Here is a 23,569-nt window from a genome sequence, read left to right on the forward strand (position 1 = left end):
GCTATTTTTGTTTAAAAGCATTTCCGCCAAGTTTCTCCACAAGGCGTGGGAAAACTTGATAAAATGTGCTTCCAACATTCATCCATCGGGGCAAATTAATTTCCCGCTTTTTTGTAAAAAGAGCTGAAACAGTTTTGCTTGCTACTTCTTTCGGATCAAGCATAAACCGTTCTACGTTTTTCTGATATTGGCCTGATTCATCTGCAACATCAAAGAAATTTGTTTTAATTGGACCAGGATTAACAGTCGTTACAAAGATTCCTTCATCTTCTACTTCCATCCGTAAGCTGTTTGTAAAACCAAGGACAGCATGTTTTGTTGCGGCATATCCACTCGATTTTGGCGTTGCAATTTTAGCAGCTTGCGAAGCAATATTAACAATATGACCATGCTGACGTTCAATCATATGAGGAAGAACTGCTTTTGTGCAAGCAATAAGACCGAGTACATTCACTTCAAACATGCCCTCAAAGTTTTCTATACTTCCTTCAACAGCATATTCAAACTTCCCGTAACCCGCATTATTAATAAGGACATCAATTGGTCCATGATGTTCGATAATGCTAGCAAACGTTTCTTTAATTGCCGAACGATCACTAACATCAAGTACAAGATAAGGTGCTTTAATTCCAAAATCATTGTCTATTTTTTCACTTATCCTTGCTAGACTCTCTTTACTGCGTGCAAGAAGGATTGGTGTTCCTCCTCTTTTTGCTACCTCGTATGCCATTTGCTCTCCGATACCACCAGAGGCTCCTGTAATAATAACAGAGCTACTTTTTAACGCGTCTTTCATACCTTTACCTCACTTTTCTTAAAAAACCATTTCCCTTGCTTTTCTACCTTTTGGATATACCCTACCTCTTCTAAATAATGAAGCTGTGCAAGCGTCATTGATAGCGTAAGAGCAAGCTGTTTCTCATATGCATGTGGAAAGAGATGCTGACAAATCTCAAACCCTGTTTTTCCTTCTTCAAGAAACGGAAGCAGAGATTCTGCTTTTTTTCTTTGCTTTACCATTCTTTCTCTTGTGAGTTCGCTCACATTTTCAATCACTTTTCCGTGTCCTGGATAAAGTTTTTGTACCTTTAAAGACAATAATCTTTGTAAAGAATTATTGTACTCGAGTTGAGGTTTCTCATGTTCCCCTTCAAAAAATGGAGGTTCAATGAGTGGGTTTGAAACGATTTTGTCGAGTAAAACATCACCTGCAATAAGCTCTTCTTTTTCTTCATGATATAGAGCAATATGATTTCCTGCATGTCCTGGCATGTGGAGAACTTTCCATCCTTTCAATAAAGGAGGAGAGGCTCCTTCAGATAATGTACCAGCTAGTTTCGCTTCTGCTCCATATTTAAACTGTCCTTCAAACCGAGGGATTTGAGACTTATAAGAATGTGGAACAGAAAGCTGTAAAAAGAGTTTTTCAAAGTAAGAATTGTACGTTTCTGCAGTACTTTTCTTATATGTAAGCCATGGCTCAATATGAGGATGACCATAAACAGGAACTGAAGGGAGATAGTGAAGCAAGCCAACATGATCTGGATGATGATGAGTTAAAATGACTTGGTCAATATCTTCAACTGTCAAATGAAGCGCTGCAAGCTGGGTTTTAAAAGCAGCCCACGCTTTTTCCGTCTTCACTCCCGCATCAATAAGGGTTATACTGTCGTTCACAATCACATATAAATGAACATCACCAATTTGGTATGGAGTAGGAACTGTAATTTGATAAATATTTTCCATCGTATCTTACTCTCCTTATTCTTCATTACATCTATTGTACACATTTGCAGACTTGAGGTCACTTTTTGCTCCTTTTCCTTTTCAAGCCTTATTGACAATATCAATTGCTTCAGTAGATAATGTCAAAAAAGACTTTCAAAACGGTATAGGTAAATGAATGAGGATACCTAAGAGGTCTTTCTGTCCTTTTGTGATAGAAAGGCCTTTTTTACGAAAAAAGGAGGCTTACCTATGAGCAAAATTATTTTTATTGGAGCTGGCTCTATGGCAGAAGCAATGATTTCAGGGTTGGTTGAAAAAAAGATGTATAGTGGAAAAGAGATCATTGTGACAAATCGCTCAAATGATGAACGACTTCAAGAACTTTCTCGGCTTTACGGGGTTACAACAAGTCGTGATTATACGAAAATATTAAAAAAGGCAAGCGTTGTTGTTTTAGCTTTTAAACCAAAAGATGTTGTGGAAAGCCTTTCACTATTAAAAGAAGATCTTTCTTCTGACCATCTTGTTATTTCCGTCATTGCAGGTGTTAGCACAGATTCGATTACAAATTTACTTGGATTTGAAGGACCTGTTATAAGAGCAATGCCGAACACCTCTGCTTCTATTGGACAATCAGCTACAGCTATTACAAGTGGAAATTGGACAAATGATAAGCATGAAAGATTAGCACGTGCTCTTTTCGAAGCTATCGGAAAAGTTATTACAGTAGATGAAGAAGCCATGCATCTTGTTACCGGCCTCTCTGGAAGCGGTCCTGCTTATTTTTATTATATGATTGAAGCCATGCAGGATGCTGCCGTTCAAGAAGGAATGACAGAAGAAACAGCAAGAGAACTTATTTTCCAAACCTTTGTTGGTGCTGCTGGCATGGTGAAAGCTTCAAATAAAACTCCTCATCAGCTACGAAAAGACATTACAAGTCCAAATGGAACAACAGAAGCAGGCATTAAAATGCTCCAACAAGAGCAGTTTAAAGAAAGCATCTCTTCTTGTATTAAAACAGCTAAAAATCGTTCAGAAGAAATGGGAAAAGACATTGAAGAACGCCTTGCAGCTTCCATTTCTTCTAGGCATTAAAAAAGGAAAAGAGATATTCTCTTTTCCTTTTTTAATGTCCTTCATTGTCTATCATAAACTGTGAGAAATCAAATGCCATTTCTGTATTCTCAAAAGTCTTCTTCGCTTCTTCTAATAAAACGAGGGCTTCTTCCTTGTGATATCTAGAACTTATATGAGTTAAAATTAGCTTTTTCACTCCCGCTTTTTTCGCTGTCTCTGCTGCTCCAAACGATGTTGAATGATAGTACTCGTGAGCAAGTCTATCATCTTCCTCTGAAAACGTTGCTTCATGAACAAGTACATCAGCACCTTTAGCAAGTTCAAGAGCATTTGTACATGGCCGTGTATCCCCTAAAATTGTGACAATTCGTCCTTTTTTTGAAGGACCAATATAATCTGCGCTTTTTAAGACACGCCCATCTTCAAGCACAACTTCTTCCTTCTCTTTAATGTCGCGGTAAATAGGACCTGGCTTAATTCCTATCTCTCTTAGCTTTTCAACTAGAAGCGTTCCTTTTGTATCTTTTTCTATTATACGATATCCATAAGAAGAAACACCGTGCTCTAACAAGCGTGCTTCAACGACAAACTGCTCATCTTCAAAAATAATGCCATCTTCTACTTCAACAAAATGAATGGGATAGCGTAAATGTGTTTCACTAACTCGCATCGAGATATCTACAAATTCTTTAATGCCTTTTGGTCCGTATATTGTAAGAGGTGTTTCTCCTCCCTGAAACGAACGACTTCCTAAAAAGCCTGGCAAACCAAATATATGATCTCCATGAAGATGCGTAATAAAAATCTTCTCAATTCTTCTCGGTCGAATAGAGGTATGTAGCACTTGATGCTGCGTTGCTTCTCCACAGTCAAACAGCCATGTTACGCCTCGCTCACCTAATAAATTTAATGCAAGCGACGTCACATTACGATGTTTAGCAGGAACTCCTGCTCCTGTGCCAAGAAATAATAAATCCACAATCTTTTCTCCTTTCTTACGAACAAAAAGCCTGTATTCTATTATACAGGCTTCGTTCCTATATTTGAAAGTTCTTTAAAGAGAATGAATTGCTTCTGTAACGGTTTCAGCAAGAATGACTATTTCATCGTCTGAAATACAAAGTGGAGGAGATAGTGTTAATACATTATTAAATCCAGCTACTGTTGCTCCATTCTTTCCAATGATAACTCCTTTATCTTTACAGAAAGAGATCACTTTATTCACTTTTTCAACATCTAGCGGTTTTTTAGTTCCTTTATCTTCTATAAGCTCGATTCCAATTAAAAGCCCTTTTCCTCGCACATCTCCAACATAGCGATGGTCCTTGACTTTATTCTGTAAAAGGTGTAAAAGCTCTTTTCCTTTTATTTTTGAACGAGAAAATAAATGTTCATTTTCCATGATTTCGATGTTTTTCAATGCAAGAGCGCAAGCTGCAGGACTTCCTCCAAACGTATTGACATGCCTAAAATAATCGTACTCCTTGCTTCCTGCAAACGCTTCATAAATATCTCGACGAACAGCTGTTGCAGATAAAGGAAGGTAGCCACTTGTAATTCCTTTTGCCATTGTAATAATATCAGGCTTCACTCCATAGTTCATAAAACCAAATGGTTCACCTGTTCTGCCAAATCCACAAATTACTTCATCTACGATAAGAAGAGCACCGTGACGCTCACATATATTTTTAACTCCTTGTAAGTACTCTTTTGGAGGCATCAAAATTCCTCCACCTGTAATAATGGGTTCCATAATTACGCCTGCAATTGTTTCGCTTAGCTCCCATGTCATTGTATTATCAATAGCCTTTACACTTTGCAATTCGTTCGCTTTTGTATCTTCTTTATCTTCACCACGATAAAGGTCTGGAGGCGGGACATGGATGAATCCTCCAGAAAGAGGTTCATATTTAAATTTGCGCTGCGCTTGACCTGTTGCAGCTAAAGCAGCTCCTGTATTGCCATGATATGCGCGATATCTTGATACAAATTTATATCGATTTCCCTCTCCTTTTTGTTGGTGATACTGTCTAGCAATTTTAAAAGCCGTTTCATTTGCTTCAGAACCGCTGTTTGAGAAAAAGACCACATATTCGCCACCAAGCATGTCGCTAATTTTTTCAGCGAGCTTTACACTTGGTTCATGACTTTGTGTAAGTGGAAAATAGGCAAGCTTTTTAAGCTGTTCATATGCTGCTTCTGCAAGTTCTTCTCGTCCATATCCAACGTTCACACACCAAAGACCTGCCATTGCATCAAGCATACGACGGCCACTTTCATCTGTCACCCAAACGCCTTTTGCTTCTTTTGCAATAATTGTATTTTCAGGATTATAAGGCTTCATTCCGTGCCAAAGATGTTTTTCATCTTTTCCTAAAATACTTTCTGTTTTCTCCATTATCATCCACATCCTTCTTGAAAGAACCTCAATTTGTTGTATACTATCTCCTCTTTTACATTAGACAAAAGACCCTTGTTACCCTTCAATTTCTGAACATTGGGAATATTTTTCTTCTTTCTTTTTTATAAAAATTTGCTCATATGCTAAAATCATAAATTCTAGAGCCATTCGCTTCCTTGGTTCCATAAAATCTTCGCCAAGAAGCTGTTCAAGTTTGGCTAACCGATGATAGAGAGTTTGTCTCACTACAAAGAGCTGTTCGGCAGTTTCTTTTTTTGAACCACTGCACGCTAAGTACGTTTTTAGGGTCTCGAAAAGCTTGCCATTATAGTTCTTGTCGTACTGTAAAACAGGATTTAAATATTCAAAAATCACTTCATGAAGAGCTCTTTGATCGGAAATCAGAGAAAGAATGCGATAGATATGCAAGTCATCGTGAAAAAAAAGATTTTCAGGTGAAGAAATTTGCTCACTGCAAATATCAGCCGTAATCTGGGCTGTTTTATAACTTTTCTCCATCTCATCTAATCGGTCAACGAAAGAACCTACACTAATAAAAGAAAAAAGCTTGGCATGTTTTTCGTATGCTTCGCTTTTTTTAAAACGCTCCAATGATTGTGTGAATCGATCTCTCCACGTTTGTTTTTGGCGCTTGTTAACAAACACAAATAAAATGTTCTGGCGATATTCTGTTATACAAAGTAGAAAACCACGTTGTTCAAATAGAGTTGTAAGAAGCAATTTTGCGTACGAAAAACTCGCTCCTTCCCACTCTACTCCTTCTTGCTTACGGCAAAGAAAAACACCTCCGCCTTCATAGTTATGAAGACCGTCTATTTTTCCGAGCTTGTGAAAGATATTTGGAAGGGACACTTCCCCTCTAATCCATTCACGCAGCCATTCGTTTTCACACCGTTTCTTTTTCTCTTCTATATAAAGATTACGCAGGAAATGCTGGGAAATCGCAAGCGCTGTTCTGTCAAGGGCAAGCATATCTTCTTCTGTAAACCTTCTGTTTTTAACTACAACATACAGCTCGCCATATTCTTTTCCTAATACTTGAATCTTTTTGCTTATTTTTCTGCTTTCTGTATAAGTGTCATCGACTATACTTTTATGTATGATGCTCCACTGCTTTGAGTTGTTTTGTTGGAAAGGTGGGAAAATATGAGTTGTGCTCTCCTTAAGGCGAAGAACAACCGTTTCTTGAAGGTATTGATGAAAATGAGACAATAAGTCTGAAAGATCATGTGTTGCTAAAAGAAGTTCTTGAAGCTCTCTCGAATATATTTCTAAACGAGCAAGAATTTCATAGTGGGCGTTAATCATAAACGTATGAACATCTTGCGTGATTTCAACGAACGGAACTTCTTGATGAAATAAAATAAGAGGAAATTTGTGTTTGTTTGCTAGATTAATAATAGAAGAGGGAATACTTTTTGTATAGGATCCAATTTCAATACATAAACCGGCAACATTACGGGTGATTAACTGTTGCAATAGAGAAGAAAAAGCTTCCTCATTTTCCTTCCAGCCTACTCCCGTCGATAAAATGAGCTCCTCTCCTTTTAGAAGATGCTCAACTTTAGGCACCTCTACAATATGAATCCATTTTATTCGACGTTCTAATCCTTCCTTTCCTGCAACGACTTCACAATGCTCAAAGTTTTTACGCTTTAAAAGCTCGCTAACGGTCAATGTTGCTTGCAAGAAATCACCGCCTTATGTTTTTCCTTATCTTAACATGCTACCCTAAATAGTGAGACATACTTTGTAACACTTCTTTACGTCGTTTTGCATGTTTTACAATTTGCTCTATCTCTCTTTTGTAAAAGCGGACGTGCGCCAAACTGTGTGCGTTTACAACTTCTAGTTTAAGTTTTTCAATAACTTTCTTTTCTTCACCTGTTAACCAATTATTCTCGTTTGACATCGTTTGTCCTCCTTTTAATAAATCTTTTTTCATTACCCTTATCGTATCGCTTTTACGCTAGTTAAAGGAACTTGTTAATAAAATGTAACTTAAAAGTTACCTCTCGTTAAAATAACGAAAAAAAGAGAGGTCCCCCCTCCCTTTTCCTACTTCATAATGTATCTCATAAAATACTTTCTAGCATCTGCTGTTAAGATATGAAGATTTTCTTCCGCTTTCTCACTATGTTTAAATGTTAAAAAAGCACCGCTTAAATTTTCTAAAACATGAGTAATTTTGTAGCCATCTTGGATTAAACGATCAATATCTTTGCGTTCTTTTTTATAGAGTGCATACTCTGACATTTCATCCCTCCTTTTGATTACGTCTCTACCTTGGAAGTTGAAAGCGGTAGCGATATTCCCTCCTCTTCCTCTAAAGGAATATCCCAATCTCTTCCTACTGTAATTCCTAAATATTTTTCATCACTAGGATCTTCAATTTCTTTTTGAGGATATTTCACAAACCACCAAAACTTTCCTAACACATAATACAAAAGGGCACCAACAAAAAAACCGACAAGAAAAGAATACGTAGAAAAGAAAGTTGCTACTCCTCCTCCAATTGCCCAAGAGATAAAGCCAGCTCCATTAAATCCATAATAATATTTATATTGTCCTTGCAGTTCATACAGTTCTTTTACATTTACACGTCGTTTGCGAAGTAAGTAGTAATCTGAAAATAAGATTCCTACAATTGCTGAAAGAATACCCCCTACAATAAGAAGAACAGTATTCAACATTTCAAACAAGCTCCAAGGTTGTGAAAAACACCCGATAATACCTGCTAAAAAAACGCCCATCCAAAACGGCATTTTAGGACCGCCAACATTAGAGAATATAGTTGCAGCTGGAACTAAATTTGCCGCAATATTTGTTGACCATTGCGCAAATACAATCATCAAAAGAAGCACACCTAATACAAAACCGCTAGCTGATTGTTGTAAGGCAACAACAGGATCATAGTTTTGGACAGCAATATAAGAAACAGCTCCAATGATGACCATGAACGTCTGGGTTAATGGGAGGGCAACCATACTTCCAATTAAAGAAGACTTATTGCGTTTGAGCCAGCTCCGTTCGTACTTTGGTGCTTTAATATAACGAGAAATAGAAGGAATATCTGTCGCAAGCGTAGCCCAAAATCCCATATTTCCCATGATCACAATCATAAAAGCAGTGAAGGCTGCAATTCCTGTTGTAGGATTTTCAATCCATGTCCAAACGTCTCTCCCTCCTTCAGCAGCGCTTTCTGATAATGTTGTATACATCCATGCAGAGATAAGAATAATAACAGGTGCTGCAAGATCGGTAAATCGCTCTACAGCTTTAATACCAAGTGCTGTATTAAGGAGTTGAAGAAGTGCAAAAAGAAGAAAACAAAGAAACCAGTTATCAAACTCTATTAGTACATTTAAGATACTGTTCATAGCTGTTGCCCCAAAGTAAGTGTTGATGCCGAACCAGCATGAAGCAGCAACACCCCTTATAACAGAAGGGATATGAGTGCCTATTGTACCAAAAGGAGCTCTCATATAGACCGGAAAAGACAGACCATGTTCAATACCGATATCTCCAATAATCGTAATAAACAAGCCAATCAAAAGAGAGCCAATCACAGTCGCAAGCACAACAAGACCAAGTGGTAAATTCTGCACTCCTGAGCCGCCAATGGCAAAAGCAGCAAGTACAACAGCCATGCTGATCCACATAAATACGAAGCTTAGCGTACCAATCTTCCGCGTGCTATGCGCAACAGGCAGTAAGTCCTTTGATTTCAAATAATTTTCTTTTCTTTTCATTTTAAGCACCCCTTCTTCCTTTTCACTCTATTATTCCTATTCATACAATAAGGGGCAAAGCCGTTTTTATAGATGAAGTGAAGCTGTCGCAGTAAGAAGACTTTCTTTATATTTTGCTCTCTTTATATAAGTACCATGACCTTTCTTACCAACTAACTTTTTGTCTCTGATAACAAATTCTCCTTTGCTTAATACAGAAACAGGATCTCCTGTAACCTCCATTCCCTCAAATGGATTATAATCTACGTTCATATGATGAGTTGACGAAGAAATCGTTCGCTTTATCTTTGGATCAAACAAAACTAAATCAGCATCTCCCCCAACAACAATGCTTCCCTTTTTAGGATATAATCCAAAAAGCTTAGCTGATCTTGTTGATACAAGATCAACAAATTGCCCAAGTGATATTCTCCCTTTTGCTACTCCTTCTGAGTATAAAATACTAAAACGGTCTTCAATGATTGGCCCTCCGTTTGGAATCTTCGTAAAATTACCGAGACCTAAGTCTTTTTGACCTTTAAAATCAAACGAACATTGATCAGAGCCAATCGTTTGCAGCTCGCCATTTTGAAGAGCTTTCCATAAATAGTCTAAATTTTTCTTTTCACGTAAAGGCGGAGACCAAACGTATTTTGCTCCTTCAAAGTTCTCCTTTTCTAAATAAGATTGATCAAGAACTAAATACTGAGGACACGTTTCTCCCCATATATCGACCCCTCGGCGACGCGCCTCTGCAATCTTAGTGACTGCCTCTTGACAAGTAACATGAACAACATAGAGCTGAGAGTTTGCCATCTCTGTTAAAACAGCTGCCCTCCCTGTTGCTTCTCCTTCTAGCTCAGGTGGCCTTGTAAGCGCATGATAAATAGGATCTGTTTTCCCTTCTTTAAGCGCTTTTTCTGTTAAATATTCAATAACATCTCCATTCTCAGCATGCACCATTACAAGTGCGCCTAGTTTTTCCGCTTCTTTTAATGTTTGAAAAAGTGTTGCATCGTCCGCTTGAAAAACATTTTTATAAGCCATGAATACTTTGAAAGACGAAATCCCTTCCTCACTGATTACTGATGGAAGCTCATTTAATACAGTGCTATTTATCTCACCGATCATTAAGTGAAACCCATAATCTATAAACGCTTTCCCACTTGATTTATCATGCCATTCGTTAATGGCTTTTTGGAGCGGCTCCCCTTTTTTAGTAAGGCAAAAGTCAATAACAGTTGTAGTGCCTCCAAAAGCTGCAGCAATTGTTCCTGTTTCAAAATCGTCTTTACTAACCGTTCCCCCAAAAGGCATTTCAAGATGTGTATGAGGATCAATCCCTCCTGGAAATACATAAAGCCCTTTTGCATCAATCATTTCTGCATGATCTTCATCAAACCCGTTACCAATCCCTACAATACGCTCTCCTTCAATACAAATATCTCCTTCAAACGTATCTGAAGCCGTTACAATACAACCATTTTTAATAATTTTCTTCATGTTTTCCCCTCCTTTATTCCGCTGCTTTCATCATAGAAACCGGCGTTCCTGAAAGCGCCGCCTGCCTCTCATTCCACGTCATTGGTTTGTCACTTAGAATTTCAATCATAGAAATGGCTCCATCAACAGGACATACGATAGAACATAAATTACAGCCAACACAGTCTTCTTCTCGCACTTGTAAATATTCTTTTCCGTTTTCACCCTTTAAGATATCAATACATTGATGTGACGTATCTTCGCAGGAAATATGGCATTTGTTGCAGTTAATACATGTTTCATTGTTAATTCGCGCTACAACTTTATGATTTAAATCCAGATCTCCCCAATCCCTATATTTGCTAACAGCTCCGCCTACTAAATCGCTTATAGCGTTCAGACCTCGTTCATCAAGGTAATTGTTAAGCCCGTCTATCATATCTTCTACAATGCTGAATCCGTGGTGCATAGCAGCTGTACATACTTGAACAGCTGACGCTCCCATGAGCATAAATTCAACAGCATCTTGCCAGCTAGATATTCCACCCATTCCTGAAATCGGTACATTTATATGAGGATTTCTTGCACATTCGGCAACCATATTTAAAGCAATTGGTTTTACAGCTGGTCCACAGTATCCTCCATGTGCTCCTTTCCCGTTCACATGTGGAATTGTATTCCAACTATGAATATCCACTCCTGCAAGACTATTAATTGTATTAATCATACTAACAGCATCAGCACCACCTTCAACAGCGGATTTGGCTGTTACTGTAATGTCCGTAATGTTTGGAGTTAGCTTTACAATTAATGGCTTTGTTGCAACTTCTTTTGCCCAATATGTTTGTTTCTCAACAAGCTCTGGTACTTGCCCCGATGCAGCTCCCATTCCTCGTTCAGCCATACCGTGGGGACAGCCAAAATTGAGTTCAAGTCCATCTACACCAACAGCTTCGACTTTTTTTACAATCTCGTGCCATTTTTCTCTTTTTGGTTCCACCATAAGAGAAGCGATAATAGCATTGTTTGGAAACTTCTTTTTTGTGTCCTCAATTTCTTTTAAATTCACCTCAAGCGGTCGATCTGTAATAAGTTCAATGTTATTGAAACCTGCGACACGCTGACCGTTGAAGCTAACTGCAGCAAACCGAGAAGAAACATTTAAAATAGGCTCTCCGAGCGTTTTCCAGACAGCTCCTCCCCATCCTGCTTCAAATGCACGCTGCACTTGGTAGCCAGAGTTTGTTGGAGGTGCTGATGCGAGCCAAAAAGGATTTGGAGACTGTATTCCAGCAAGATTTGCACGTAAGTCTGCCATTCTTTTCTCTCCCTTCCCTATGCTAAATTTTTCTTTCTCTCTGTAACACTCTTATGAATCTCATAAGCTACGTTTTTTCCTTGTTCTGCAGCTGTAACAACCATTGCATCTCCATAACCTTTTCCAAATACGATATCACCACATGCATATATTCCTTCTTTTGATGTTCTCATTGTCCGTCCCTCTACTTTTACAACACCGCCTTCATGTTCAAGGCCGAACTGCTCAATTAATGAGGTATGTCGCGTTTGTCCGATTGCTTTAATTACAACATCCACAGGCATATCAAATGTGCTTCCTTCTATTTCAACAGGCTTGCTTCGACCATCTTTTCCACGCTCTGTAAGCTTCATTTTGACACATCTTAATGCTTTTACACGCCCTTGCTCATCTCCAATAATCTCCTTTGGAGCCGTTAAAAATCGAAACTCGACTCCATCCTGTTTAGCAAACTCGTACTCAAAATCATAGGCCGTCATTTCTTTTACTGTTCTTCTATACACAATTTTCACGTTTTCCGCACAGAGTCGAACTGAGCACGTCGCAGCATCAATTGCCGTATTTCCTGCTCCAATAACAGCTACCTTCTTACCTTGAAATGTTTCTGTTAGTTCTTTTGTTTTCGTATTTTTCACAAACTCGATTGCATCATAAACACCCTCAAGCTGCTCTCCTTCTACATGTAAATGAGGAACAGACCCCATACCAGCTGCTAAAATAACAAACTCATAGCTTGATAGAATATCTTCAGCGCTTATATCTTCTCCAACTGTTGTCTCTGTTCTTATTTCTACACCGAGTCTTTCTACTTGAGAAACTTCCCAAAATGAAATTTTTTGCGGCAAGCGAAAAGACACAATACCATAAGTATTTAATCCTCCAGCTCTCTCACTTTTTTCGAACATTGTGATGCTATATCCAAAGCGTGCGAGTTCACGTGCTGCTGAGAGACCAGCAGGACCGCTTCCAATTATGGCTACTTTTAAACCATTGCTTTCTCCTTTTTGAAAAAGAAGAGCATCGTTGTGAATTGCCCAATCTGTTGCATAACGCTGCAAGCTTCCGATTGGAATTGGGGCACTATCGCTGTTTAATACACAAGCTCCTTCACAAAGTTCTTCTGTGGGACAAACTCTCGCACAGCTTGCTCCAACAGGATTTGCTTCCATAATGACGCGAGCTGAGCCTTTTATATTTCCAGAAGCAATTTTCTTAATAAAACTTGGGATGTTAATACTTGTGGGACATGCTTTAATACAAGGGGCGTCATAGCAGTATAAACATCGGTGTGCTTCATTAAGTGCCTTCTTGGTTCCTAACCCTTTATCAACCTCTTCAAAATTTTCCTTCAGCTGCTCAATGAGATTTTTCTCCATTTACACACCTTCTTTTTCTAGAATAAAAATCGTTTGTTACGGAAGAAGTGATGTCATTTCTTCATATGTTTCAGGACGGCGATCTCGATAGAATTGCCAAGCATCTCTTACCTCTTGGATAAGCTTGCGGTCTACCTCTCCAATGATGACTTCATCCCGATCTCTGCTTCCTGTTGCAACAAAACGACCGCGCGGATCTACTAAATAAGACTGACCGTAAAATTCCCCCATATTCCAAGGGGCTTCAAATCCGACTCTGTTAATTGCTCCAACGTAATAACCGTTCGCAACAGCATGTGCAGGCTGCTCGAGCTTCCATAAATATTCGGATGTACCAGCAACAGTTGCTGATGGATTGAACACAATTTCTGCTCCTTTAAGACCAAGCACTCGAGCTCCTTCTGGGAAATGACGATCATAGCATATATAAACGCCGATTGTTCCATATGCTGTCTTAAAAACCGGATACCCTAGATTTCCAGGCTTGAAGTAAAACTTTTCCCAAAACCCATATCCTTCTTCTCCAGCCCCAACATGGGGGATGTGCTGTTTTCGGTATTTCCCTAAATATGTTCCATCAGCATCAATAACAGCTGCTGTGTTATAGTACGTAGCAACTCCCACACGCTCATAAATCGGTAAGACAATTACAACGTGTAATTCTTTGGCAAGCTCCATAAATCTTTTGGTTGTAGATCCTTCTGGAATTTGTTCAGCTGCACTATACCATTTTGGGTTTTGCTCAGAACAAAAATAGGGTCCATAAAAGATTTCCTGCATACAGATAATGTTGGCCCCTTTTTCCTTTGCTTCTCTCACAAGCTTTATATGTTTTTCAATAGCCGCTTCTTTGTGAAGTTCAACAGGCTCATTTCCTTCCACATTGTGTGATGCCTGAATAAGTCCGATTTTTATTTTGTCCATCTCGCTTCCCCCTTTTTTTGTTCAAGTGTCTAAATTTTCTGAAATTAATACTTATTCTACTAGAATCCTTTCGTTTCTACACTATACACCATGTAAAATAAAAAAAGAGAGCACTACACATTATGTACAATGTGTAGTGCTCTTTTTTTAACAACTTACTTCTTGAATAAGAGCAAGTACAAGTTCACTTGTTTTAACAAGTTCTTCAATTGGCATCTTCTCGTTTGTTGTGTGAATATCTTCATATCCAACAGCTAAGTTAACCGTTGGAATACCGTGACCAGCAATCACGTTTGCGTCACTTCCACCGCCGCTATGAAGAAGACGAGATGTTCTTCCAATGCGATCAACTGCTTTTTTCGCTACTTCAACAACATGATCTCCATCTTTAAATTTGAAGTTTGGGTACATGACCGTCACTTCTACTTCTGCTCTTCCACCCATTTCTTCTGCTGCTTCTTCAAACGCTTTTTTCATTTTTTCGACTTGCGCTTCCATCTTTTCGCTTACAAGTGAACGAGCTTCTGCTAGAATATGGACTTGGTCACAAACAATATTTGTTTGTGTTCCACCTTCAAAACGACCGATGTTTGCTGTTGTTTCTTCATCAATGCGGCCAAGCGGCATTTTTGAAATAGCTTTAGCAGCAATTGTAATAGCTGAAACGCCTTTTTCAGGGGCTACCCCAGCATGAGCTGTTTTTCCATAGATTGTTGCCTGAACCTTTGCTTGAGTTGGAGCACCAACAATAATATCTCCTACTTTTCCGTCACTGTCTAATGCATATCCAAACTTCGCTGTAATCATGCTTGGATCTAATGCTTTCGCTCCAACAAGTCCTGACTCTTCTCCAACCGTAATAATAAACTCTACTGTTCCATGCTCAATTCCTTCTTCTTTAATAACTTCCAAAGCTTCAAACATTGCAGCAAGGCCTGCTTTATCATCCGCTCCTAAAATCGTTGTTCCATCACTTTTAATATAGCCATTTTCAATTTGTGGCTTAATTCCTTTACCAGGAACAACTGTATCCATATGGGACGTAAAATAAATTGTATCAACGCCTTCTTTTGTACCTTTTAAAGTACAAATTAAGTTGTTTGCTCCATGTCCTGTTGCTTCTTTGGCATTGTCTTCTTTTACTTCCACGCCAAGTGATTGGAATTTTTCTTTTAGTACTTCTGAAATTTCATTTTCGTATTTTGTTTCAGAATCTACTTTGACAAGTTGTAAAAATGTGTCTACTAAACGTTGTTCATTAAGTTTCATTATGTACTCCTCCTTAGTTTGTAGGTGTTACAGTGGAATATTTCCATGTTTTTTCGCTGGACGCTCTTCTTTTTTGTGACGAAGCATTTCAAGTGCCTTCTTCAATTTTATTCTTGTTTCTCTTGGGTCAATAACGTCATCAATCATCCCAAGACTTGCAGCAACAAAAGGATTTGCAAATTTTTCTCGGTATTCTTCAATTTTGCTTTTTCTTGTCTCTTCAGGATTACTGCTATTAGCAATCTCTTGAGCGAAGATAATGTTTGCAGCTCCTTCAGGCCCCATAACGGCAACTTCAGCGTGAGGCCATGCATACACGAGATCTGCACCTATTGCTTTGCTGTTTAGAGCAACATACGCTCCACCGTACGCTTTACGTAAAATAACGGTTAACTTTGGCACTGTTGCTTCTGAATAAGCATATAAAATCTTTGCTCCATGTCTTATGATACCACCATGCTCTTGTTTTACACCAGGAAAGAACCCTGTCACATCTTCAAGCGTGATGAGCGGAATATTAAAACAGTCACAAAAACGAATGAAGCGAGCGGCTTTATCTGAAGAATTAATATCAAGTCCTCCCGCCATAATGCGTGGCTGATTGCATACTAATCCAACTGTTTGTCCTTCTATTCTAGCAAGGCCAACAACAATATTTTTCGCAAAATTTCGGTGAATTTCAAAAAAGGTGTTATGATCTACAATTTCTTGAATTACAAGACGGATATCATAAGGGCGTGTAGGGTTATCTGGTACGATATGAAGTAAATTTGGGCGATCATCATTGGAAGATTGAACAGCAACATAGGGTGGTTGTTCACGATTATTTTGAGGTAAGTAAGACAGCAATTTCCTGACATTTGCTAATGTTTCTTCTTCACTTTGAGCTGAAAAATGAGCGTTTCCGCTTATGGCGTTATGAACATGTGCCCCTCCTAAATCTTCTGCAGCTATTTTTTCTCCTGTTACAGTCTCGATTACTTTCGGACCTGTTATAAACATTTGACTTCTCTCTTCGACCATAAAAACAAAATCGGTAATCGCAGGAGAATAAACAGCTCCTCCAGCGCAAGGGCCCATAATAACGGATATTTGAGGAATAACGCCTGAGTAAATGACGTTTCGATAAAAAACATGACCATACCCATCAAGAGATGCTACTCCTTCTTGAATACGAGCCCCTCCTGAATCATTCAATCCGATAAAGGGAACTCCTGTTTTCGCCGCTAAGTCCATTACATGCGTAATCTTTTTTGCATGCATTTCCCCAAGCGCGCCTCCAAAAACGGTGAAATCTTGCGAAAATAAATAAATAGGCCTCCCCATTATTTTTCCATATCCCGTCACAACACCTTCACCAGGGGCTTCTTTTTCATGAAGACCAAAATCATGACAACGATGTTTTATAAAAGGATTAAGTTCCACAAAAGAATCTTCATCAAGAAGCAAATCAATCCGTTCTCTTGCCGTTAACTTGTTCTTTTTATGCTGTTTCTCAATAGCCTCCTTACCACCTCCAAGTTCAACTGCTTCCTTCTTGTCGTGAAGACTATAAAGTTTTTCATACACGCTGATCTCCTCCTTTTTCACAAAGCTCAATAAGTACTTTATGTGTTGAAGATGGATGTAAAAAAGCAATAAGAGCGCCTCCGGCTCCTATCCTCGGTTTGTTATCGATCATTGTGAGACCTTTTTTTTCAAGCTCTTGTATTTTTGCTCTTATATTTTGAACCCGAAAAGCAATATGATGAATACCTTCTCCTCTTTTATTTAAAAACGAAAAAATAGCTCCCTTTTGTTCTAATGGTTCAAGAAGTTCAATTTTAGCTGATGGCGTCTCTAAAAATGCTACTTTTACACCTTGACTTTCCACAATTTCCTCCCCAATTAGAGTAAGACCAAGCAGTTTCTCATACACATATAAAGCGCTTTCAATTGAATGGACAGCAATTCCTATATGATCTACTTTTTCAATCATTGCATCCTCCCTATCATTATCGTATTCTTTCTATATCTATTCTATATGTTTCTCTTTTTTCCTTTTATATCACAACGCTTGTCGAATGCTTCAGGACAAGCTACAATGTAGACAAACAAAAGACAGGGAGTTGGCCGAAAGTGTCTAATAAGAAAATCCAAAAAACGATTGTAATGATTATGCTTGGTATTATGATTCTTTCTACCATTATGATTGGTATTAGCACATGGGTATAGAAAATGGACCTTACTAAAAGGTCCATTTTCTATAAAGATAAGGAGTAATAGAAATAGTGCTCGTCTTTTTGATAGCCCAACTTTTCATATAGATGCTGAGCACGAGCGTTATCTTTTGCTGTTTGCAAAACAATTGAATCTCTCTTTTCTTTTTTGCCGTACTCCTTTACTTCTTGTAAAAGAGCGGCACCTACTCCGCTTCCTCTCGTTTTTTCTGTAACATACAAATCATTTAAAATAATGATTCTCTTTATTCCAATTGAAGTAAAAGAAGGATACAGCTGAGCAAAACCTACAGCTTCACCTTCCTCTAAAGCTAAAAAGATGACAGATTCCTTGTTGTGTAAACGTTCATAAATAAAGCGTTCAGCAGCTTTTATATCACTTTTCTGTTTATAAAAAACACGATATTCGTTAAAAAGAACGGCTATCTTTTTATAATCTGTTACACAGGCTTCTACAATGTGCATAATTCCCCTCCGCCATCTCTTTTTATCTACTAGCTTCTTCTAATGTTAATCCTTGTTTATATAGATAAGTAGCATGTTCCTTTCCTACATACCGAATATGCCATGGTTCATAAGAATACCCTGTGTCCTCTTCTTTTCCTTTTGGATAACGAATAATATAGCCTTGCTTATAGGCATTCTCTTTAAGCCATTTTCCTTCTTCTGTTTCCCCAAATTGCTCTGTTAAAAGAAAGTTTGCCGACTGAGAAGAAACATCCATTGCTAAGCCTGTTTGATGTTCACTTGTTCCAGGAACTGCGCTGACTTTTTTTGTTTCCGCTTCTCCATACTCCTGTACATGCTGATTAAATACAGTAATTTGACGGTCATATGAACGATAACCTGAAACAGCATAAAGTTTAATCCCTTCTTTTTCTCCTTCAGCAAATAACTTCTCAAGTGCTTCTGCAGCTTCTTGTCGTAAATACTTTTTCTCCGCCTCGCCGCTAAAAGAAAATTCAACGTTAGGAACGACAAGATTCTGTGGGACAAATCCTTCTGGGAGACTTCGTTTTTTATTAACAACAAGCAACAAAGAATTAGGATTCGAAATAACTGATACTCCTTGAACTTTTTGATCAATTGTTTCCGAAAGAGCAGGAAAAGCAGGTTCACGTTTTTTCTTCTCTTTCTGCTCACTTGTTTTGGTGTGAGTAGGCTCTTCCTTTTGAAAATTAAAAGCAACAATAAGAACAATAGCTAAAATAAAAAAGAGAAAAAACAGTAAAAATAAACGCCCAAAAATCCCCCTGTCTCTTCTCATACTACGCTGAACCGGCTTCTTCTCCATACGATAGCCCTTTCCCTATTTAGATTTTGTGCTTATAGTTTATATCCTACAAGAGAGAAGAAGCAACTTTTTTTTTGCAATTTTTACAAATTAATTTTTATGCCTTAATGTTTTGACTTCCTCTATTAAAACTTGAAAAGGCACGTCTTTTTTTACAATATAAACGCTCGTTCCTTTAGGGACGTTTTCGTATAACCATTCTACATTTTCATTTGAGAGTCTAATGCATCCGTTTGTTACATATTGACCAATTGAGCTACTTTGATTTGTTCCGTGAATACCGTAAATTCTACCGTCTGTTTCACGAGCGTCAAATCCAATCCACCTTGTGCCAAGAGGATTTTCAGGACTCCCTCCTTCAATATCATTTTTCCGATAATATGGATTTTCAGCTTTCACTATAACGGTAAAAAGACCTTCTGGCGTTAGCTCTTCTGTTTTCCCAGAAGCAGCATCCACAACTTTTATAATATTATCTCCTTTAATAAACGCAGCTTGATTGATAGCTTTATTTACAATAACAAGCGGTTCTTGTTCTTGCTGATAAGCATGTGATGGAAAGAGTACAAAAGAGCAAAGCGCCAAACATAAAAACCGTAGAAGTTTCAAAAAACCCCCTCCTTTTTGCGGTTATTCTTCACTTTTCTCGTTATTCTCATACAAAAAAAAGCAAGCCTTTTCGGCTTGCTTTTTATATGTCTACTTTTAATGATTCTTTTGCTATTAAATATTGCTCCATCTCTTTCATAAACCTGTAAAGCTGTGCCCGTGCTTCAAATTCTTCACGCGTTTGGGGAAGCGGCATCTTTTGAAATTCTTTTGCAAGACTTTCAAGCTTCAGTAAAAACAGCTTTGCTGTGTTTCCTGGATGAATGGAAAGACTAAGTTCTTCCATAAACGCTCCAATCATATGACGCTGTTCGACCATTGGTTCAATTGATGTAACAACAGGTAGAATGCGTTCAATAATTTCGAACTGTTTTTCACGCGTCTTGAAATAGTGATAATAGTAATTTTCGGTGCGTCGAAAATGATTTTCAACATCCCTAAAAGACAAACTTTTTGCTTTTGCTAAAATGTTAGCTGTTTCGGTAATCTCCTGTCCCATCCACTGACTTTCATTCTTTTGTAAGTAAGATGCCATCTCGCCTAATATTTTCTTGAAATTATCTTCGATTTGGCGTTGATATGTTTTGAGCTGTCGATCTAAGCTTGGCATGTAGAGGTTAGCTATGAGTGCTACACCAATTCCTGTTAAAATAATTCCTGTCTCATTTAAGATAATACGCCATGTCACTTCACCAAATGAGTAAATATGCAAGATAATAACAGAACTTGTTACAATTCCTTCACTAACTTTTAAGAGAACCGTTGTTGGAATAAAGAAAAGAAGAAGAAGACCAATTGAGGCTGGGTTATACCCGATTAGCTCAAAGAAGATAAAAGAAAAACCCATCGCAACCATACATGCCACAAGACGTGACCATGCACTTTGAACAGATTGCCTTGTTGAACTTTTCACACAAAGGATCGTCAAAATCCCTGCTGAAACAAAATTATCAAGGGACAAAAGCTGAGCAATAAAAATCGCAAGCCCTGTTCCAACTGCTGTTTTCAGCGTACGATAGCCAATTCGAAATTTCATGTTTTGCATACTCCTATAAGTTTAAAATAACTTCTTTCAATTTGTATCACGGAATCAAAAAACGTGCAATAGGTTCTCTTTCATATTCTAAAATAAAAAGGGAGTTACTTCATAAAGTAACTCCCCCTTTTATAAAACTTTTTCTAAAAATTCCTGCGCTCTTTCTGTTTTTGGTGCTGTGAAAAACGCTTCAGGTTCTCCTTCTTCGACAAGAAGACCGTTATCTAAAAAGAAAACTCTGTCAGCTACTTCACGAGCAAACCCCATTTCATGTGTAACAATCGCCATCGTCATGCCTGTTTGGGCAAGAGATTTCATAACTTCGAGCACCTCTTTTACCATCTCAGGATCAAGAGCTGATGTTGGTTCATCAAAAAGAATGGCTTCAGGCTCCATTGCAAGCGCTCTTGCAATCGCAACACGCTGTTTTTGTCCTCCTGAAAGTCTGTTTGGATAAGCGTCTGCTTTATTTGCCAAACCTACCTTTTCAAGAAGTTCTTTTCCTAACTTGATTGCCGATTCTTTTCCAACGCCTTTAACATTAATAGGTGCATACGTTACATTCTCTAACACTGTTTTGTGTGGAAAAAGATGAAAATGCTGAAATACCATGCCAATATTTTGACGAATTTTCATCGCATTTTTCTCCGTTATCTGTTCCCCGTTAATTTCCACAAGCCCATCAGATGGTTTTTCAAGTAAGTTAAGGCAGCGAAGGAACGTTGATTTCCCTGAACCAGAAGGTCCAATGATTGCCAAAACTTCCCCGTTTTTAATTTCTGTTGTAATTCCTTTCAATACATGTGTTTTACCGAACGATTTGTGTAAATTTTCAACCTTAATCACTTTTCTTCAATCTCCCCTCGAGCTTTCTTCCGAGAAGCGTTAAAATCATAACCATCACATAGTAGATAAGACCAGCTACTAGAAGCGGCTCTAAGTAAGAGTACAAATCTCCTCCAACGATATACGCTCTACGCATAACATCTGTAACACCAATTACGGTTACAATTGCCGATTCTTTTGTTAATGAAATAAATTCGTTCATAAGCGCTGGTAAAATGTTTTTCAGTGCTTGTGGCAAAATAATGTGTCGTAATGTTTTTTGAGGCGGAACTCCTAAAGCCATTGCGGCTTCTGTTTGACCTTTGTCAACCGCTTGGATGCCTGCACGGATAATTTCTGAAATATAGGCAGCAGAGTTTAAAGCAAAAGCGGCCACCGCTGCTGGATATGCTTCAATTTTGATTCCTGTTAATTCAGGAAGACCTGTATAAATAATAATAAGCTGTAATACAAGTGGCGTTCCTCGAAAAACAGATGTATAAATATTTGCAAGCCAAGCAAGAACTTTAAATCTACTAATCTTACATAGTGCTAGGATAATTCCGAATACAAAGCCGATTAAAGCGGCTAAAACAACAATCTGTAGCGTAACCTGTATCCCTTGTAAAATGTAAGAGATGGAAGGTCCGAGCTGTTGGAAATCCAGATTCATTGTATCCCTTCCTCTCTACTCTTTTCTTCGTCTTTCATTAGTTGTTGAACCACTTTTGAATTAGTTTATCAACTTCACCGTTCTCTTGTTTTTCTTTTAGAACGCGGTTAAATTCTTTTGTTAATTCACTGTCTTTTGGGAAAGCCATTGCCATTCCTGCATCATCTCCGCCTTCCATCACAGTACCGTTTAATTCTTTATCTTTTTCTAAATACCCTTTTGCAACATTATCTTCAATAATGGCTGCGTCAAAACGTCCCGCTTTCATCTCTGATACAAGCTGTGGAATACGATCGCGTGATTCAATTGTTAGATTAACGCTTTTCTTCGCTTCTTTTGCTGCATCTTCTTGAATAGAAGAAGTTTGAACTCCAACTGTTTTTCCTTTTAAATCTTCAATTGATTTAATGCTTTTATCCGTTGTTACAATCATGTTTTTGTTTGTGTAATAAATTTCTGAGAAATCAACGTTCTTTTTACGCTTCTCAGTTGGTGTCATACCTGATAATACGAAATCAACTTGATCTGATTTTAAGGCTGTAATAAGTCCGTTAAATTCCATATCTTTTACTTCTACTTTATATCCAAGCTCTTTTGCTACCATTTTAGCAAGATCAATGTCAAAACCGACAACTTCTTCACTTTTACCTGTATCTACATATTCAAACGGAGGGTAGTCTGCTGACGTTCCCATAACTAATACTTTTTTATCTTCGCTATTTTCCTTGCTTCCGCACGCTGAAAGAAGGCCAACGATTAATACGAATACAAATAATAAAGACCATTTCTTCATCACGATAAATCCCCCTAAAATATAAATAATTAATCATATGATTTGATAACTTTTATTATTCTACTATATATTTTGTATTATAACGGAACTTTATAATTATGCAATATATTTTTTAAATATAAATTTGTTTTTTCATAGATTCCCTCATATAACAACCAATTAACACCCTTCTATATTAGATATTTAAGGAGCACACTTATAAAAGTAGTAATTTTATGCAAAAAAAAGAAGAACGATAATCATCGTTCTTCTACAAAACTATTTATACTTCCTCACAGTGTTTTTCAAATGCTTCTTGCAGCTTCATTACAACTTGCATTGGTTCATGTCCTTCGATTTCATGTCTTTCAACCATTGAAACAAGTTTTCCATCTTTTAAAAGAGCAAATGATGGAGATGATGGCGGATAGTCTGTAAAATACTCACGAGCGCGTGCTGTTGCTTCCTTATCTTGACCAGCAAAAACCGTAACAAGACGCGTTGGACGTTTGTCATAGTGAACAGAGTGAGCTGCTGCTGGACGAGCAATGCCGCCTGCACACCCACAAACAGAATTCACAAGAACAAGAGTTGTTCCTGATTGAGCAAATGTATCTTCGACGTCTTCTGGCGTTGTAAGCTCAGTATATCCTGCGGCTACTGCCTCTTGACGTGCTTGTCTGACAACGTCATTCATAAATAAATTGAAATTCAAATCCATTGTGTGCTGTTCCTCCTTATTGACCGTTTTTCTCTAACGCTTTAAACGAGTCTTTTCTCTTTATCTTAGCAACTTTTATAAAAGAACACA

General features: G+C 38.0%; 25 protein-coding genes. 2 read left to right on the top strand and 23 right to left on the bottom strand.

Going from position 1 to position 23,569, the window contains the following annotated elements:
• Window position 1: 1 nt before the first annotated feature.
• The gene (locus ACK3CR_RS21520; protein ID WP_243517847.1) at window positions 2–796 is read right to left on the bottom strand and encodes an SDR family NAD(P)-dependent oxidoreductase; all 795 of its coding nucleotides are present in this window, start codon (window positions 794–796) and stop codon (window positions 2–4) included.
• Window positions 793–1,746, bottom strand: coding sequence for an MBL fold metallo-hydrolase (locus tag ACK3CR_RS21525; protein ID WP_488976096.1), 954 nt, complete (start codon window positions 1,744–1,746; stop codon window positions 793–795). Before ACK3CR_RS21525 ends, ACK3CR_RS21520 begins: the two co-directional genes overlap by 4 nt.
• 231 nt (window positions 1,747–1,977) lie before the next feature.
• On the opposite strand from ACK3CR_RS21525, the gene proC reads away from it, so the two are divergent.
• On the top strand, window positions 1,978–2,826 hold the full coding sequence (gene proC / locus ACK3CR_RS21530; protein ID WP_328122357.1) for a pyrroline-5-carboxylate reductase: 849 nt from the start codon (window positions 1,978–1,980) through the stop codon (window positions 2,824–2,826).
• Between the two features lie 31 nt (window positions 2,827–2,857).
• Here the strand turns inward: proC and rnz are convergent, their stop codons facing one another.
• The 13 genes from rnz to mce all read right to left on the bottom strand — a co-directional run bounded on the left by rnz (window position 2,858) and on the right by mce (window position 17,308).
• Entirely contained in the window at window positions 2,858–3,787 is a 930-nt protein-coding gene (gene rnz, locus ACK3CR_RS21535) for a ribonuclease Z (protein ID WP_328122358.1), read from the bottom strand.
• Window positions 3,788–3,862: 75 nt separating this feature from the next.
• The gene (locus ACK3CR_RS21540) at window positions 3,863–5,212 is read right to left on the bottom strand and encodes an aspartate aminotransferase family protein (protein WP_243517838.1); all 1,350 of its coding nucleotides are present in this window, start codon (window positions 5,210–5,212) and stop codon (window positions 3,863–3,865) included.
• A gap of 72 nt (window positions 5,213–5,284) precedes the next feature.
• On the bottom strand, window positions 5,285–6,919 hold the full coding sequence (locus tag ACK3CR_RS21545; RefSeq protein ID WP_243517837.1) for a PucR family transcriptional regulator: 1,635 nt from the start codon (window positions 6,917–6,919) through the stop codon (window positions 5,285–5,287).
• A gap of 37 nt (window positions 6,920–6,956) precedes the next feature.
• A complete protein-coding gene (locus tag ACK3CR_RS21550) occupies window positions 6,957–7,142 on the bottom strand; it encodes a hypothetical protein (protein ID WP_019391587.1) in 186 nt (61 codons plus the stop codon).
• 146 nt (window positions 7,143–7,288) lie between these two features.
• Entirely contained in the window at window positions 7,289–7,486 is a 198-nt protein-coding gene (locus ACK3CR_RS21555) for a hypothetical protein (protein WP_061801905.1), read from the bottom strand.
• A gap of 17 nt (window positions 7,487–7,503) precedes the next feature.
• The gene (locus ACK3CR_RS21560) at window positions 7,504–8,982 is read right to left on the bottom strand and encodes an NCS1 family transporter (protein WP_243517836.1); all 1,479 of its coding nucleotides are present in this window, start codon (window positions 8,980–8,982) and stop codon (window positions 7,504–7,506) included.
• A 66-nt stretch (window positions 8,983–9,048) separates the two neighbouring features.
• On the bottom strand, window positions 9,049–10,464 hold the full coding sequence (gene hydA, locus ACK3CR_RS21565) for a dihydropyrimidinase (RefSeq protein WP_488976097.1): 1,416 nt from the start codon (window positions 10,462–10,464) through the stop codon (window positions 9,049–9,051).
• A gap of 13 nt (window positions 10,465–10,477) precedes the next feature.
• Entirely contained in the window at window positions 10,478–11,761 is a 1,284-nt protein-coding gene (gene preA / locus ACK3CR_RS21570; RefSeq protein ID WP_243517832.1) for an NAD-dependent dihydropyrimidine dehydrogenase subunit PreA, read from the bottom strand.
• 17 nt (window positions 11,762–11,778) lie between these two features.
• Entirely contained in the window at window positions 11,779–13,137 is a 1,359-nt protein-coding gene (locus ACK3CR_RS21575) for an NAD(P)-dependent oxidoreductase (RefSeq protein WP_243517830.1), read from the bottom strand.
• Between the two features lie 36 nt (window positions 13,138–13,173).
• Entirely contained in the window at window positions 13,174–14,061 is an 888-nt protein-coding gene (locus ACK3CR_RS21580; protein WP_243517828.1) for a nitrilase-related carbon-nitrogen hydrolase, read from the bottom strand.
• Window positions 14,062–14,208: 147 nt separating this feature from the next.
• Window positions 14,209–15,330 carry a tripeptidase T gene (locus ACK3CR_RS21585; protein ID WP_243517819.1) on the bottom strand — a complete coding sequence of 374 codons (1,122 nt, stop codon included), beginning with the start codon at window positions 15,328–15,330 and terminating at the stop codon, window positions 14,209–14,211.
• Between the two features lie 27 nt (window positions 15,331–15,357).
• On the bottom strand, window positions 15,358–16,899 hold the full coding sequence (locus ACK3CR_RS21590) for an acyl-CoA carboxylase subunit beta (protein ID WP_419182610.1): 1,542 nt from the start codon (window positions 16,897–16,899) through the stop codon (window positions 15,358–15,360).
• Complete coding sequence (mce, locus tag ACK3CR_RS21595; protein WP_243517814.1) at window positions 16,892–17,308, bottom strand: methylmalonyl-CoA epimerase; 417 nt, start codon at window positions 17,306–17,308, stop codon at window positions 16,892–16,894. The genes ACK3CR_RS21590 and mce overlap by 8 nt, the downstream gene beginning before the upstream one ends.
• 140 nt (window positions 17,309–17,448) lie before the next feature.
• Between mce and prli42 the strand changes: the two genes are divergently transcribed.
• A complete protein-coding gene (gene prli42, locus ACK3CR_RS21600) occupies window positions 17,449–17,544 on the top strand; it encodes a stressosome-associated protein Prli42 (protein WP_019391577.1) in 96 nt (31 codons plus the stop codon).
• Window positions 17,545–17,573: 29 nt separating this feature from the next.
• On the opposite strand, the gene ACK3CR_RS21605 is transcribed toward prli42, so the two are convergent.
• The 8 genes from ACK3CR_RS21605 to ACK3CR_RS21640 form a co-directional block, all read right to left on the bottom strand.
• The gene (locus tag ACK3CR_RS21605; protein WP_410914580.1) at window positions 17,574–18,014 is read right to left on the bottom strand and encodes a GNAT family N-acetyltransferase; all 441 of its coding nucleotides are present in this window, start codon (window positions 18,012–18,014) and stop codon (window positions 17,574–17,576) included.
• 22 nt (window positions 18,015–18,036) lie between these two features.
• The gene (locus ACK3CR_RS21610; protein WP_488976098.1) at window positions 18,037–18,843 is read right to left on the bottom strand and encodes a M15 family metallopeptidase; all 807 of its coding nucleotides are present in this window, start codon (window positions 18,841–18,843) and stop codon (window positions 18,037–18,039) included.
• Window positions 18,844–18,933: 90 nt separating this feature from the next.
• Window positions 18,934–19,452 carry a L,D-transpeptidase gene (locus tag ACK3CR_RS21615; protein ID WP_410914578.1) on the bottom strand — a complete coding sequence of 173 codons (519 nt, stop codon included), beginning with the start codon at window positions 19,450–19,452 and terminating at the stop codon, window positions 18,934–18,936.
• A gap of 82 nt (window positions 19,453–19,534) precedes the next feature.
• A complete protein-coding gene (locus ACK3CR_RS21620) occupies window positions 19,535–20,488 on the bottom strand; it encodes an aromatic acid exporter family protein (protein ID WP_243517806.1) in 954 nt (317 codons plus the stop codon).
• Window positions 20,489–20,617: 129 nt separating this feature from the next.
• The gene (locus ACK3CR_RS21625; protein WP_243517802.1) at window positions 20,618–21,334 is read right to left on the bottom strand and encodes an amino acid ABC transporter ATP-binding protein; all 717 of its coding nucleotides are present in this window, start codon (window positions 21,332–21,334) and stop codon (window positions 20,618–20,620) included.
• The gene (locus ACK3CR_RS21630) at window positions 21,327–21,986 is read right to left on the bottom strand and encodes an amino acid ABC transporter permease (protein WP_061801917.1); all 660 of its coding nucleotides are present in this window, start codon (window positions 21,984–21,986) and stop codon (window positions 21,327–21,329) included. Before ACK3CR_RS21630 ends, ACK3CR_RS21625 begins: the two co-directional genes overlap by 8 nt.
• 37 nt (window positions 21,987–22,023) lie before the next feature.
• A complete protein-coding gene (locus tag ACK3CR_RS21635; protein ID WP_243520718.1) occupies window positions 22,024–22,779 on the bottom strand; it encodes a transporter substrate-binding domain-containing protein in 756 nt (251 codons plus the stop codon).
• Window positions 22,780–23,041: 262 nt separating this feature from the next.
• On the bottom strand, window positions 23,042–23,479 hold the full coding sequence (locus tag ACK3CR_RS21640) for a BrxA/BrxB family bacilliredoxin (protein WP_061801918.1): 438 nt from the start codon (window positions 23,477–23,479) through the stop codon (window positions 23,042–23,044).
• Between the last annotated feature and the right edge of the window lie 90 nt (window positions 23,480–23,569).

The sequence above is a fragment of the Priestia sp. TRM10 genome, assembly GCF_057808375.1.